At 46.1% G+C, this 15,183-nt stretch carries 13 protein-coding genes; 8 read left to right on the top strand and 5 right to left on the bottom strand.

Annotation, left to right across the window (positions count from 1 at the left end; translation table 11 throughout):
- Together speE and nsrR are read right to left on the bottom strand one after the other, a co-directional pair.
- Positions 1 to 876, bottom strand: coding sequence for a polyamine aminopropyltransferase (gene speE, locus QWV57_RS08695; protein WP_015374870.1), 876 nt, complete (start codon positions 874 to 876; stop codon positions 1 to 3).
- Positions 877 to 1,203: 327 nt separating this feature from the next.
- Positions 1,204 to 1,647, bottom strand: a complete 444-nt coding sequence (nsrR, locus tag QWV57_RS08690; RefSeq protein ID WP_011231230.1) for a nitric oxide-sensing transcriptional repressor NsrR — start codon at positions 1,645 to 1,647, stop codon at positions 1,204 to 1,206.
- Positions 1,648 to 1,819: 172 nt separating this feature from the next.
- Between nsrR and hmpA the strand changes: the two genes are divergently transcribed.
- From hmpA to QWV57_RS08650, 8 genes are all read left to right on the top strand, one after another.
- On the top strand, positions 1,820 to 3,055 hold the full coding sequence (gene hmpA, locus QWV57_RS08685) for an NO-inducible flavohemoprotein (protein WP_301101911.1): 1,236 nt from the start codon (positions 1,820 to 1,822) through the stop codon (positions 3,053 to 3,055).
- Positions 3,056 to 3,280: 225 nt separating this feature from the next.
- A complete protein-coding gene (gene purU, locus QWV57_RS08680) occupies positions 3,281 to 4,183 on the top strand; it encodes a formyltetrahydrofolate deformylase (RefSeq protein WP_013523764.1) in 903 nt (300 codons plus the stop codon).
- A 113-nt stretch (positions 4,184 to 4,296) separates the two neighbouring features.
- A complete protein-coding gene (locus QWV57_RS08675) occupies positions 4,297 to 4,671 on the top strand; it encodes a replication termination protein (protein ID WP_011231227.1) in 375 nt (124 codons plus the stop codon).
- 126 nt (positions 4,672 to 4,797) lie between these two features.
- Positions 4,798 to 5,673 carry an ATP-binding protein gene (locus QWV57_RS08670; RefSeq protein WP_063192619.1) on the top strand — a complete coding sequence of 292 codons (876 nt, stop codon included), beginning with the start codon at positions 4,798 to 4,800 and terminating at the stop codon, positions 5,671 to 5,673.
- Positions 5,674 to 5,683: 10 nt separating this feature from the next.
- Entirely contained in the window at positions 5,684 to 7,588 is a 1,905-nt protein-coding gene (locus tag QWV57_RS08665; RefSeq protein ID WP_063192618.1) for a nitric oxide reductase activation protein NorD, read from the top strand.
- Positions 7,589 to 7,605: 17 nt separating this feature from the next.
- Positions 7,606 to 8,844: a DHH family phosphoesterase gene (locus QWV57_RS08660; RefSeq protein WP_063192617.1), complete on the top strand. Its 1,239-nt coding sequence runs from the start codon at positions 7,606 to 7,608 to the stop codon at positions 8,842 to 8,844.
- Between the two features lie 258 nt (positions 8,845 to 9,102).
- Positions 9,103 to 9,297, top strand: a complete 195-nt coding sequence (locus QWV57_RS08655; protein ID WP_063192616.1) for a hypothetical protein — start codon at positions 9,103 to 9,105, stop codon at positions 9,295 to 9,297.
- A gap of 714 nt (positions 9,298 to 10,011) precedes the next feature.
- Positions 10,012 to 10,917 (top strand): tyrosine-type recombinase/integrase, encoded by a 906-nt coding sequence (locus tag QWV57_RS08650; RefSeq protein WP_033005840.1) that lies wholly within the window; start codon positions 10,012 to 10,014, stop codon positions 10,915 to 10,917.
- 39 nt (positions 10,918 to 10,956) lie between these two features.
- Here the strand turns inward: QWV57_RS08650 and QWV57_RS08645 are convergent, their stop codons facing one another.
- The 3 genes from QWV57_RS08645 to QWV57_RS08635 all read right to left on the bottom strand — a co-directional run bounded on the left by QWV57_RS08645 (position 10,957) and on the right by QWV57_RS08635 (position 15,064).
- Positions 10,957 to 12,411 (bottom strand): tyrosine-type recombinase/integrase, encoded by a 1,455-nt coding sequence (locus QWV57_RS08645; protein WP_020755399.1) that lies wholly within the window; start codon positions 12,409 to 12,411, stop codon positions 10,957 to 10,959.
- A 411-nt stretch (positions 12,412 to 12,822) separates the two neighbouring features.
- The gene (locus QWV57_RS08640) at positions 12,823 to 14,325 is read right to left on the bottom strand and encodes an SIR2 family NAD-dependent protein deacylase (RefSeq protein WP_301101904.1); all 1,503 of its coding nucleotides are present in this window, start codon (positions 14,323 to 14,325) and stop codon (positions 12,823 to 12,825) included.
- A 91-nt stretch (positions 14,326 to 14,416) separates the two neighbouring features.
- Positions 14,417 to 15,064 (bottom strand): hypothetical protein, encoded by a 648-nt coding sequence (locus QWV57_RS08635; RefSeq protein WP_301101902.1) that lies wholly within the window; start codon positions 15,062 to 15,064, stop codon positions 14,417 to 14,419.
- Positions 15,065 to 15,183: the final 119 nt, after the last annotated feature.

Genomic DNA, 15,183 nt, shown 5'->3' with positions numbered 1-15,183 from the left:
TTATTCCACCTCAAGCGCCGAACGCAAAAATGCCGGCAACGCGAAACATTGGCGAAAGATCCCATCGTTCACATATTTCGTGTCATTTGGAATGGTAGTCTGCACCGGAAAATCGAGCGGCCGTTTCGAGCCGATCGTAAAGCTCCACAACCCTCCTGGATACGTCGGCACCACGGCGGTGTACACAAGCACATGCGGGAACAGTTCGCGAATATTGCGGTACGTCCGCTTCAAAATATCCAGATGGAAAATCGGCGACTGGCTTTGGCAGACCATCAGCCCATCCGCTTTCAACGCGCGATGGACGTTGGCGTAAAACTCCGGTGAAAACAAGGCTTCCGCCGGGCCGACTGGGTCGGACGAGTCGATCATAATGACGTCGTAGACGCTTTCCTTCCCTTGCACAAACTTGACGCCATCATCATAAACAAACCGCACGCGCGGATCCGATAAGTTGCCGGAGACGGCTGGCAAATGCTCTTTGCACGCCCGGACGACTTTTTCGTCGATTTCCACCATGTCGATGGCTTCAAGATGAGCGTATTTCGCCGTCTCACGAGCTGCGCCGCAGTCGCCGCCGCCGATGATGAGCACCCGCTTCGCTTCCGGATGAAACTGCAGCGGCACGTGCGAAATCATTTCGTTATAAATATGGCCGTCAATCGAGGTCGTTTGCACGACGCCATCGAGTACGAGCATGCGGCCAAAATCGTACGAATCCAAAATCATCACATGCTGGTACTCGGACGGCTCGGCAAAAATCACCTCTTTGATTCGATAGCTGATTTTTAAGTTGTCGCGATCATCTTCGGTGAGCCAAAGCTCTCCATTGTCCATATGCAAGTAAGGTGGCAAAGCGTTTCCTTCGTGTTTCATTGTGACCTCCTTTAGTCATGCAGATGTTTTCACACCTTTCTAATCTTAATATATTCTTCGTCTTGTGGCAAACAAAGGGGATGTGATCGGCCGGTGCCGGACGTATTCATCCCGCCGCCCATGTTTGACGACTGGTTTCGTTTTTCCAACTGATGATCGTTCTTGCCGCCACATCCCGCGCAAAGGCCGAGCGCCAAGGTGCCAATCGCCGCAAAGGCCGCCATCGGTTTCGCATCATCCCGCGTCTTCCTTCCGTAGAGCGATGCTTAGTGATCGTGTGCCTGCCAAACGCCAAAAAACTCTCCAGCTTATAGCCAGAAAGTTTCCTCAACCGCGCCGCTCTTTCAATAAAGAACGAAGCGACGCTCGGTCTTCAAGCAAGTCGGCGAGCGTATACGCATCCAGCACACGCAAAAACGCCTCTAACGCCTCGTGAAGTGCGAAGCGAAGCCGACATACCGGCGTTAAGACGCACTCATTGCCGTGGGCGGCAAAACACTCGACAAGCGACAAGTTTTCCTCCGTTTCGCGAACAACCGCGCCGATGACAATCTCCGCGGGGCGTTTCGCAAGGCGGATTCCACCGTTGCGCCCACGGATCGTTTCAATGTAGCCGAGTTTGCCAAGCTCATAGACGATTTTGCTTAAATGATGCTCTGAAATGGAAAAGGCAGCGGCAATGTCTTTGATGTTTGTTTTTTCTTCTTCATCAAGCGCGCCTAAAAACAAGAGGACGCGCAAGGCGTATTCCGTATAGTTCGTCAACTGCATCGTGATTCACAACCTTTAAGCGACATTCTTGATCCCATTGTACCACACCTGATTCGAACGGAGAATTGTGAACAATTTATTAAAGATGTATTTGAAATATTGCTTTTTTCGCAGTGCTCATGGTTGAATAAAAGATGTATTAAAAATACATGTTTTACAAGGGGATGAAATCATGACAACGACAACGAAATTGCATCCAAAAACGATTGAAATTGTGAAATCAACGGTGCCTGTCTTGGAAACACATGGCGAACAAATTACGAAGCGGTTTTATGAACTCATGTTTTCCAATCATCCGGAACTGCTCCATATTTTCAACCACGCCAACCAAAAGCAAGGGCGGCAGCAACGCGCCTTGGCCGCAGCCGTGTATGCGGCAGCGCGCTATATCGACCAGCTTGATGCGATTTTGCCGGTTGTGCGGCAAATCGGCCATAAACACCGCAGCTTAGGAATCAAACCAGAACAATACCCGATCGTCGGAAAGCATTTGTTGCTGGCGATCAAAGACGTGCTCGGCGACGCCGCCACCGACGAAGTGATCACGGCTTGGGCGGAAGCATATGAAGCCATTGCGTCCGTTTTCATTCAAGTGGAAAAAGAGCTCTACGATGAGGCAGCGGCCAAACACGGAGGCTGGCGTGACTTTCGCCGATTTGTCGTCGTGAAAAAGGTGAAAGAAAGCGGCGTCATTACTTCGTTTTATTTGGAGCCGGAAGACGGCAAGGCCATCAGTGATTATTTGCCGGGTCAATACGTGAGCGTCAAACTGTCGATTCCGGGCGAGACGTATACGCATATTCGCCAATACAGCTTATCGGATGCACCTGGAAAAGGGTATTACCGCATCAGCGTCAAACGGGAAGCAGCTACAGCGGACAAGCCGGCCGGCATTGTTTCCAACTATTTGCATGATCATGTCCAAGAGGGCGACGTGCTCGAGCTTAGCGCTCCAGCCGGCGATTTTACGCTTGATTTGTCCAAAACGACGCCGGTTGTGTTCATCAGCGGCGGCGTCGGCATCACTCCGCTTTTGAGCATGGCGCATACGTTGGCCATCCGCCAACCGACCCGCCCAGCGGCGTTTTTGCATGCTGCTTTGAATGGCCGCGTGCACGCGTTTGACGAGGAGCTTCGGATGTTGGCGGAACGCCCGTCATTTTCTTATCATATTTGTTATGAGTCGCCATCCGACGAGGACCGCCGCCATCCATATTTTGGAAAAGAAGGGCGGATTGACCTTGCATGGATGCAATCCGTGATCCCGACGAAAGACGCAGACTTTTATTTCTGCGGCCCGGTGCCGTTTATAAAAACCGTCTATCGCGCTCTAAAACAATGGGGTGTGCCAGAGGAGCACATCCATTACGAATTTTTCGGCCCGGCCGGCGATTTGACGAAAGACTGAGAGAGGTTTTTCGCTTGCCAGGGGGCTGACCCAAAAGGGTCATTTTCCTTAACAAAACACAACATATTGTTCCTTAATAATTGTTTTATACCTATATACGGTAATAAGAAAGGGTGTCCCGATCCTTTTGGGACACCCTCCTTTTGTTATCTTCCCTGTTGGCAAGTTCATGAATTTTTTGTATGATGAATGGCAAGGAAAAGCAAGAAAAGGGAGAGACAACGCATGACGACATTTCGCCAACATCGCTGGCAATCATTTTTGCAAGGTTACGAGCAACGCGCTCGAATCCTTATTTCCTGCCCAGATCGCCCGGGCATCGTCGCGGCGGTGACGTCGTTTCTGTACGAACAAGGGGCGAATATCGTTGAATCGAGCCAATACTCGACTGACCCTGAGGGAGGGACGTTTTTTCTCCGCTTGGAGTTCGACTGTCCGAACATCGCCGAGCGAAAAGAAGAGATCGAAGCGGCGTTCGCCCCGATCGCTGCTGAATTTCAGATGCGTTGGCAGCTTCGGCTGCACAACGATATTCGGCGAATCGCGATTTTTGTCTCCAAAGCCGAGCATTGTCTGCTTGAACTTCTTTGGCAATGGCAGGCGGGAGAGCTGATCGCCGACATCGCCCTTGTCATCAGCAACCACCCCGACTTGCGCGAGACGGTCGAGTCGTTTGGCATCCCGTATGTGCATATTCCGGTGACGAAAGAAACGAAAGCGGACGCCGAAGCCGAACAAATCCGTCTGCTTCGTGACTATCAGATCGACACCATCGTGCTTGCCCGCTACATGCAAATTTTGTCGCCGGCGTTTGTCGCTGAATTCCCGGGACGGATCATCAACATCCACCACTCATTTTTGCCCGCCTTTATCGGCGCGCGTCCGTATGAGCGGGCGTATGAGCGCGGCGTCAAATTGATCGGCGCCACATCGCACTACGTCACCGACGATTTGGATGAAGGGCCGATCATTGAGCAGGACGTCGCCCGCGTGGATCACCGCCACCATCCGGACGACTTAAAGCGGATCGGCCGACTGATTGAAAAAACGGTGCTCGCCCGGGCGCTTCGGTGGCATTTGGAAGACCGGGTCATCATCCACGGAAACAAAACGATCGTGTTTTATTGAAACCAAGCGGGAGAGGATTTTTCCTTTCCCGCATGGTATAATGAAGACAAGCAGGATTTCGCCGCCCAAAGAGCGAAATTTCATCCGTAGGGAAGGAGGGAAAAAGCCTGCCTATGGGAGAAAAACGGACGCCCAGCGGTTTTCTGTTAAAACAACGTGCGTTTTTAAAATTGTATTTGATTACGCTCACCGAACAGGAGCGGCTCTACGGGCTGAAGCTGCTTGATGTATTGCGCCAAGAGTTCAAGCCGTTCGGCTACCGGCCGAACCACTCCGAAGTGTATAAGGCGCTGCACGATTTGATCGAAGACGGCATTTTAAAACAAGTGAAACAGAAAAAAGAGGGAATGAAGTACCAAGAAGTCGTCTACTATCGGTTCGCCGAGGGCGGACAGGAAAAGGCGAAGCTGTACAAACGCCAGCTCAAGGCGGAGCTTGATCGGTGCGCGGCGCTCATTCGCAAGGCGATTGAGGACAACTTCGGTTGAGAGCGCCTCGTTTTTTCTTTGTTATATTTACATAATATATTTATGGTCTAGTTCTTTTGTTTTGCGTCCCGCCGGGCGATCTAGTAGAATGAGAGGGGAAGATCGACACAGAGAGGAAGTCAGAAGATGGGAACATGGCCGTTGACGGTCACGAAAGAAATGGAAAAGCGAAAAGAACTGTTCCGCCGCGATCCGGATCGCGCGTTGATTGGAGCGGGCGGGTACAAGGCGGCAGATGAGGCGATCGTGCACGATGCCGCCATTGCGCTCGCGCTTGGGAAAAACGTGCTCTTAAAAGGCCCGACCGGATCGGGAAAAACGCGGCTTGCTGAAACGTTGTCCGCTTTGTTTGGTCAACCGATGCACAGCATCAACTGTTCCGTGGACTTAGACGCCGAAGCATTGCTCGGTTTTAAGACGATCGTGCACCAAAACAGCCAGGCGGTGATCGAGTACGTGCCCGGACCCGTCATCCAGGCGATGACAAAAGGGCATTTGCTATACATTGACGAAATTAATATGGCGAAACCGGAAACGCTGCCGATTTTAAACAGCGTCCTTGACTACCGGCGGCGGCTCACCAATCCGCTGACTGGCGATGTCGTACAGGCGAAACCGACATTTGGCGTCATCGCCGCGATCAATGAAGGCTATATTGGCACCGTACCGCTCAATGAGGCGCTCAAAAACCGGTTTGTCGTCATCAATGTCCCGTATGTGCAAGGAGAAACATTAAAATCGGTATTGTTGGCGCAAACTACATTAACGGATGAAACGTTGATCGATCGTTTCGTCGCCCTGTCGGCGGATCTGCTTGCGCAGGTGCGAAACGGACAAATCGCCGAGGAAGCGGCTTCGGTGCGCGCTTTGTTGGATGCGTGCGATTTGGCGGCATACATGCCGCCATTGCGGGCCATTGAGCGAAGCATCGTCGATAAGCTTGACGATGAACGGGAACGGGCGGCGGTGCGCAACATCGCCGAAACGTGGTTTGACGAATAGGAGGCTCGGCATGGAGCGGTTTATGATGTTCAATGACCGAACGGTCGACTCGAGTTTGGTCATGCAGCTTTCTGACCTCGCCCAAACGCTCATGCGCCGCCGCGACGTTGCCATCCAGTTCGCCGCCCATTCCGGCGTGCATTGTGTCAAGCCGGTCGTTTACGTCAGCCATTTTTGGGATGGGTATCCACCATTGGAGCGGGAAACGGCAATGAAAAGCGACGTCGGCTTGCGCATCATCGGCACGTATCGGCACACCGACCGATTGGCGGTTCGCGCCTTCCGACATGCGGTGGAATCCCGACCGCTCCCCAAGCTTTCCAAACAGCTGTTTACATTCGCTGAAGATCTTCGCTTGGAAGCCGTCTGCGAGCGGGAACGTCCCGGGATGAAGCGATGGTTCCGCACGCGCCGCCGCATGTACCGCCGCTACTTCACTCAGCAATGGCAAGCAAACAGGACGCGCGGCGCTTGGGCTGATCAGTTTTTGGCGGGGATGTATTTGCGGCTCACGGCTGATTCGCCGCTTGATGATGCGCCGCTGGCTCCGATGGCGGATGAAGCGGTGCAGGCGCGCCTTGAAACGTTATGGCCGCAATTTTTTGATGCTTCCTCGACAGCCGAGGTGGCGGACTGGGCGTTCGCCGTTGTGGAACTGATGGAGGACGTGCTGCCTCATGATATGGTCAATGCCTATACATCGCTGCCAATCGTTGAGGATGGTGCGGACGAGAAAACGATGACGCTTCAAGATCTCAAACGGACCAACCCATTGGAAAACCGCGATGCCCTTCAAGAGGCGGATGGAGAGGCCAAGCGGCAAGTGCTGCCAACATGGCATCGGGAAACGAGCCGGGCGGGTGGAAGCTTTCTCCGCTTTGAGCTCGAACGAGGCAGCCGCACCGAGATCATCAGCGATGAGGCGAGGCCGGGTGAAGACGGCGATCAGGCTCTGGCCGTCGTGAAAGGAACGTCTCGGCCGACGGCGCGAAACGAGTATGGCCTGGAAGCGCAAGCATCCTTCAGCGAACAGCCGCCGATTGGAAACCGTGCGCCGTATGGCGAGGCCAACCGCCAAGCCGATCTTGTGCTTCTTCCTTCGTCACCCAACCTCGCGCATCTTGAGCAATACCGCGCCAAACAGGCGGCGGTGGCGCCGTACCGAAAACGGCTTGTGCGCATCATGGAACAATGGCTTGAACACAAGCGCTCCGCTTGGCGCACGAACTTGCCCGTCGGTCGGCTGCGCAAACAATTGGTGTCGTTTTTCACGGATGAGCGGCCGCGCTTGTTTTACAAAAAAGGCGAGCCGACGCGGCGGTTTGATGCGGTCTTCGGCCTGCTTGTCGATTGCTCAGCTTCCATGCATGACAAAATGGAAGAGACGAAAACCGGGCTCGTTCTTTGCCATGAGGTGTTGAAAACGTTGCGCGTGCCGCACCAAATTGTCGGATTTTGGGAAGATGCGAACGAAGCAACCGCTTCGCGTCAGCCGAACTATTTGCAGATGGCGGTCTCATTCCATCGCTCGCTTGAGCCGTCGAGCGGCCCGGCGATCCTGCAGCTCGAGCCGCATGAAGATAATCGCGATGGATTGGCGATTCGCTGGATGACCGAACAGCTCCTCAAGCGCCCGGAAGCACAAAAAGTGCTGCTCGTCTTCTCTGACGGCGAACCCGCCGCGTACGGATATGAACAAAACGGCATCATCGATACGCACGAAGCAGTCGCCGAAGCGCGCCGCCGCGGCATTGAGGTCGTCAATCTCTTTTTAGGCCACGGGGCCGACGATGAGTCAACGCGGCGGACGATTGAAAACATCTATGGTCGCTTCCGCGTCTTTGTTCCGCATGTGAGCGAGTTGCCGGATCGGCTGTTGCCGCTCTTGAAAACGTGGTTGCAAAAAAGTTTGTGACAAAAAGGTGGGACCCCATGATCAAATTATTCACTGACAGCGATCTAGACGGCATCGGCTGCGGATTGCTCGCGAAGCTGGCGTTTGCCGAGGTGAACATTTCGTTTTGTTCCTATCGCAATTTGGATGAACGGGTCGTCCAATTCTTGCAAAGCGACGAGGCCAACGGCGCCATGTTGTTTATCACCGACTTGGCCGTCGGCAAGGAAGTGGAACAGCAACTCGCTGAACGGGCGGCGCGCGGCGGCCATGTGCAAGTGATCGACCACCACGTGACGGCGCTTCATTTCAATGACTACCCGTGGGGACAGGTGGTACCGGTGAGGGATGATGGCAAAAAGACGTGCGCCACCTCGCTCTTTTACGACTATCTCGTCCGCGAGGGAAAACTCGCACCTAATGAAACGCTAGATGGGTTCGTCGAGCTCGTCCGCCAATACGACACGTGGGAATGGGAAGAGAATGGGAATTTGCAAGCGAAGCGGCTGAATGATTTGTTGACGATTTTCGGGCTTGACGGCTTTTGGGAGACGATGAGCGAGCGGCTCGCCTCCAGAGAACCGTTCTCCTTGACCGAGACGGAAGAGCTGCTTCTGGATATGGAAGAAAAGAAAATTCAACGCTACATCCGACAGAAGCAAAAGCAGCTCGTTCAGCGCTGGATCGGCGATTACTGCATCGGCGTCGTGTTCGCTGAACGCCATCTGTCGGAGCTTGGCAACGCCTTATCCAAACGGCATCCGCACCTAGATTTGATCGCCCTAGTCAATCTCGGGACAAAACATATCGGGTTTCGCACCATCCATGACAATGTCAACGTCGCCGAATTCGCGAAGCAGTTTGGCGGCGGCGGCCACCCGAAGGCATCGGGTTGTTTTGTGGATGACACGACCTTTCCGCTGTTTGTCATCGAGACGTTCCCGCTTGCGCCTGTTTATGGCGATGCGGAACAAAACCAACTGAACAAGCGGGAAGAGGCAGAAGGCGTGTTTTGGACGAATCATCAGGGCCAGTGGTGGTTAAGCCGCCAGACGGAACAGGGATGGACATGGTATGCCGACGGGGGAGAGGCTCGCACCTTTCCCGATGAAGCCGCGGGCGAGCGATGGTTAAAGCGGCAGTTTGCGGCAGGGCTCGCCTACGACGCCGCTGTGCTAGAGTTTTTAAGCGTGCGGCTCGGGCGGGACAAAGACGCCATCCAAGCCGACTATCCGTCGGCTGTCAAACAATACAAACATCAAACCGGCATCGAATAAGGTGCCGGTTTTCTTTGCGGCGACAAGAGAGAGACCGCTGGCTTTGCAGCATGGCGGCAGGCTGATTCCGGTGGTGACAACGAACATACTGAAAGGAGCTCCATAGATCAAAAAAAAAAGAACGTGACACGGCGGCCCATTCCGCCAGCCATTTTTTCATAGTGCCGCGGCACAGAAAATGTTAACATAATTGTAACAGTTTTTGTATTTAGGAAAAACAGTCTCTGATTATAATAAGTACATAGGGAGGTGAAGAGGGTGAAACAGTACGTCTTTTCCTTTTACACAGACCAAGGAAGAACGTCTGTCTGGGATGAGGCGATTCCGGCATCTGGGATGATGGAAGCCTTTTCAAAAGCTCGACGGATGCTCATCAGGTACAAACAAGAGAAAGGCATGCCGGTTCGCGTTCGGTATAAAGGCGTCCGCTATCGCCACACCGACATTGCATAACGTTGAAAGTTAAAAAGAAAGGATGGGAGCATGCCTTTCCTGCGACAATCGACACGCAGCGGGTAACGTGCAGTGTTTCATGAACCACTCGGGAACACTGCACGTTTTTATTTTATTTGCATCCGCACGCCTTTCAACTCGGCAGGAGAAAGGGACAAGCCCAGCCACTGTCAAACGATCAGGAAGGCGAGACGGATGCGGAAAATGATTGCGGTGAAACACATACTGCTCGGGCACAAGCTAGGAACGGCGCAAAAACCAAATCGGCGACGACTCTTGATTTTTTTGGTATGACACAACAAATATGGACGAGCCCGCATCTCATCATCGCGCACTCCTTTATACCTATAACGGATTTCCAGGTGGCAAGGAGCTTAGCAGCCAAATATGTCCGCTGCATGCGTATGCTGCAAAAGCGCTCATTCATGACGGATGTCGTTGTTTCTTTGCTTTTCGTCTCACTATCAAAAGATTACTTTTTATTGAGACAAAACCGAATATAACTTCCTATAATTTATATTATGTAAACTTATCAATTTCCCCGAAATTTGAGGGTTTCTTCCCTCAAGTACCCATAAAATCAATTATCCGGAACTTGTTAACCTAAGTTCCTCATAATTTTTTGTGTCTACGAATTATCATTTTTTAAACGAGTTATCATTATTTTTTTATCGATTATCATCGGTCGTTGATTATCAACTGGAGGTGTTTTTTATGTTGTTTCGACAAGCCATTGATGAATTTGTGTTGTACTTGCAAATTGAAAAAAACTATTCACTTAACACCGTTGATGGTTATGCTTATGATTTGAGATGTTTCGAGAACTTCTTAATTCAACACGGTTATTCTGTACAACTTCATGACATTACAAAAACGCATGTTCGTCGCTTCATCCAGCATCAGATTACAAAAGAAAACGTCAAACCTAGAACGGTCTATCGGAGAATTTCTTGCTTGAAATCGTTCAGTAAATACTGTGTCAAAGAAAATCTAATCGACAGCGATTTTATGATCGGAATTGATACTCCTAAAACGGATAGCAAATTACCGACTTATATGTCTTTGTCTGAACTACGAAAGCTGTTCCATTTTTTGGAGCAAGACAATAGCCGAATGGCGATGCGAAACCATCTTCTATTTAAACTGTTAGCCACTACGGGTATGCGAAGATCTGAAATTGTTGAACTAACTTGGGAACAAATTGATTTATCGAACAACACGATACGCATATATGGGAAAGGAAAAAAAGAGCGCTTACTCCCCCTTCATCCCATGGTTGTCCCTTTAATTAAGAGCTATATGGGAAGTTTAGAAGAATATCAGCTCCATCCTTCCCAACCGGTATTTTTAAATAAAAACGGTAAAAAACTGAATCCGCGTGGTTTACATAAGATATTTAAAGAAATCTTACAAAAAGCTGGTCTGCCACCTCAACGGTTCTCACTCCATCATTTGCGGCATACGTTTGCTACCTTGTTGATACAAGAAAATAAAGAAAATGTTGATTTGCGTACCGTACAAGAACTACTCGGCCATGAAAGTTTAGTCACGACGCAAGTATACACTCATGTTGACTTTGAGCAAAAGAAAAAAGCGATTGAAACATTTAACATATTTTAAAACCTGCTTAGTACGGAAATAACTACCCTAGCCGGGTAGTTATTTCATGTGAATATGAGTTGGCGGATACAAAGGCACTGGATGCGTGAGATCGTATGACATTGAGTGCATTCCATGAGTTTGCTGATAAGGCATTGGAGCATGTGGAAAATACCCTTGCTGCGCCATAGCAATCTGATTATAAAGTTCTGGTGCTTTAAATGTAAAATAATCAGAATGATTATTCCCTGATTCTTTAAGTATTTTTTGATGTAATGCCGCAAATGCATACTTTACGAGATGTTCTTTAAACAGATTGATGTAATTTTTGTTTTTCAATTGATTCGAATAAACTTTAGGAATTTCATCAAAAATTTCTTCTAAATCTAGCGTGATATTATAATTAGATTCAAGTTCCATAGCAGTTTCAAAAAGAGTTTCGATTATTACTTGGGCCGCTCGAATTTCTTTAATATACTTTGCATCACTTAAAATATAATGCTGCAGAGCGCCAAGCTCATATTTAGAGTGTCCAAGCAAAAAGCGTATAGCATCATCTGAGACCCCCATTTCATGAAACAAGGTAGAAAGAGTGTATCGTAGTCCGTGCGGTGTGAAATACTTCTCTGTTTTACGGATTATTTTGTTTCTTCTTCCCTTCTCTTTTGCATTGTTATGATTTTCATTATTCTCTGGTTGTTCATATTCTACTTTCACCCATCCCAAATGTTCACATACTTTATCGATTATATAATTCATTTGCTTGTTAATGAGCGGTTTCCCTCTCAAACCGTATAACAATGCATCATTTGGTTCCATGTGTTCTGTATATTGGGTGAGTAATTTCATGAGCTTAGGTGGTAATGGAATAAAGAAATCTTTGTTTTTGCTGTTTGGTGAATTATCAGTGTGTTTATCCCCTTCCTCTAGATATTGGTCAAGAAGTTTGTCTTCTTTTACTCGATCTTTTTTTGGATCAAACTCATAAACTAGCCCGTTCATAGTAGTAGAAACTGAACGAACTGTTAGTTTTTCGAGCGATGTGACTCTGAGAGCAGTAAACATATCTATTAGGGTTGGAACTAATACATTAACACCACTTTCTTGCAACTCAAACGCAGCTTTATAAACTTGGTATAATTCGGTGATATTTAATGCTCTCGAATGATGTTTTTGTTTATTAGAATCTGTGATTTTTAATGCTGCGAATGGATTTCCGTTAATAACTCCGAGTCGGTTATAATGCGTAAACATAGATTGCATCGTTGCCTGATGTTGTTTTATCGTTTTCGGACTATAGCCTTGTTTTCGTTGATCATTTTCCCATATCTTCACGAATTCATAATCGATATTCTCAAGCACTGGATTTAATCCTTGGTTTAACATATATTCTGACATGTAAATTACATTTTTTCGATAGGTACGTCTAGTATTTTTTGACCAAAACTGGCTTTTTTCGTATTCATTAAAAGCCTCAATTAAAGTAGATTTAGCTGAAATATTTGTTTTGCCCATGCTCTGTTACCTCCGTATAAAAATAATTTAGCTTAAAATACAAAAAACCCCAAGCCAAACACCGCTACTTCTTATGCGTGTATATACGCATAGGTAGCGCTGTAAAGCTTGGGGTTTTCCCTTGTCGTATATTAAGTTATTCATTTGTTTTGTATTTTATCAGATTATGATGAAAAGTCAACAACTATTTTGCAAAATTTTATAGATTTGTTTCTTTTTCAGCTAAATATTTTTATAAATCATCTGTAACGGATAGCGTATTTAACGCTCGTTTAGTTAAAGCTGGACGGTGTTTTAAATAGCTGTTTAAAAGGTGTGATTGTGTTCCACAATTGCGCCTTATTTTATTATTGAACAATACTATTTCTGTGGCCGTAATGACCCTTCTTCTATATTCTATAAAGACAAACGTTAAAGTTCTTGGTTAATTAACTCGCTCAGTAATTTAGTTTCATCTTCTGTAAGACTAACTGAGGGGTCAATTAAAGAATAATCTCGAAGTCTTTGTTGCCTTTTAATCGGATGTTCTGCGACTGTTTTGCAATCTCTTCTCATTTTATCTACCCAGTACATTACGTATTGTTGTATTTGTTTTGGTAAAGCCTTAAAATCTGCTCCTTTTTCAATCCAGTGATTAACATTCCAAGAAAGAGGAGGTGTTGGTTTCCATCCCCAACTATAGACGTATTCAATTGCTTTTGCTGCAACAACAATGTAAGTACTTTTACTAACACCTTGCATCCCAACAAAGAAATGGTCACCACCGTACTTACTTTTTGGGCTTCTTACATTAGCAGTTGCCATAAGTGCAGCCAAAATCTTAAGTTTATTCAATGGATTCTTTAATTTTAAGTTAAAGATTGCTGCATTCAAAGAATCGGTATCTTCATCGGTCTTCACTTTCTTAGCTAGTTCAGTAAAAGCTTCGACAATTCGCTTTTCATAATCTAAAGGAATATCTGATAAATCGCAAATTTCCCGAAATAATTTAATGCCTATAGAAAAAGGTTTCTTTTTTATAGTTTGTTCTAAAAGATCTATTTCTTGCTTACTTACCACTTTTACAGGTGTTGAAGATATTGGTGTAAAAAACTCTTCCATTCCATCTTCAAATTTTTTGCTCCTTGTTTCTTCTAACATACATTTTAAAAAGGTTTCGAAGGCTTCTATATGATTTTTAGCTTCAGGGCATTCCTTCATGGGATCTATCAATGTAATTCCGTATTGATCACACAATGATTGGAGTTCATTACTATATCTATATGCAATCATATAGGATGTTGGTAATTCTCCATAAAATGCTTTCTGTAGTTCAGCAAACATTTGTTGAGTATTGATATCACGAAAACTATAGCCTACAAATAACAAATTTTTTGCTAATAGATCCGCTCGTAAACGGATGTTAAATGCATTTTCCGGATCACTCATTCTTTTTTGATAATCCTCTTGTGTGAATACGATAGATTCAGGATAGTTAAGATCCCCATGAAACTTAATATAAAGCTGTTCTGACAATTTCGCTTCAGCAAAATCCTTTAAATGAATGATAGTCCTGTATTTCCTTCCATACTTCTCAAACGCTTTTTCCATCACATTATCTTGGTTTGTAGTGTAAATAACGGGAACACCCATATTCATTATTGTTAAATGGACATATCCTTTTTCATCATCAAATTCCGAAATTTCTAATTTACTCTTCAAAAACTCACAAAATTTATCCCTTCCGAACGTATCCACATATTTTTGAGCAATTTCAAAATGATTCGTAATAGACGTTAGTCCTAACTGCTCGGCCATCTCGCTGACTAGAGAATCCCAATCTGGTAGCATAGAAGCAGAACAGCCAGCACCCATAAATGGGACCAATTTTTGCTTAGCAGCTAATTCGCCTAAAGTATCAATAATTTGACTCATTTTCTTTCCCCTTCTTCTTGCAACTCTAAAATATTGACTAGTTGTTGAAAACAATTCAAGACTTCTCTAATTTATAAGCTTATTAAACTCATCAGTAAAATTTTTTCAATTCCTTTTTTATTAAAATACATTTTTCCTTTAATCTACTATCTTTTTCAAATTCACCAATATAACTATTTACTATCGTTTCTGCAAAGTCTACAAAATCATATGGCTTGTCGGGTTCATGTTTTGTAATCGAAGATAACTGTTTAATTATTAATTCCCATAATTTTTCATCGTATATAACTCGCGTAAGTCTGCAACACTCTTCATATAGATTGGTGCTTACAAATTCTGAGATAGGTATTGAGTAAAACTCTAATACTTCCTTTTTTTCTTCTCTTCGTTTTAATATATCAAAAATTTCTTTTCCAAGATTTCTTCCTTGGTTTCCACTAAATAGCGAAAATAAAACTGTTGAATAATCCTCGTATGATAATTCAAGTTTCTTAATCTCTTGACGCAAAGATAAAATAACTCCAAGCTGATTATAAGGTAATTTTGGTGTAAACTTTATTGCACTAATTATTGCAAATAAATCATAAATCAATTCATTAGCAAAGTTTTTAATATCGTCTGGATCCCAAAGACCATTATGGGTAATTTTGTTTCTAAAGATTGGAGCTTCAAATGCAAAATAAGGATACATAGATAACCACAATGCACGATTTGTTGAAAATACTTTTTCGGCTTTCACACTAAATAAGTGTTCCAAGATTATCGAATTCGATTTCATCATTAAGAATTAAACAGAAATCGTAAAATAAACCTTCGACTTGAATAACAGACAAGTTTATAAACGATTGATATTTTTCA

The sequence above is a fragment of the Geobacillus zalihae genome, assembly GCF_030414215.1.
Lineage (GTDB): Bacteria > Bacillota > Bacilli > Bacillales > Anoxybacillaceae > Geobacillus > Geobacillus zalihae.
This window is presented reverse-complemented; position numbering and strand designations above follow the sequence as displayed.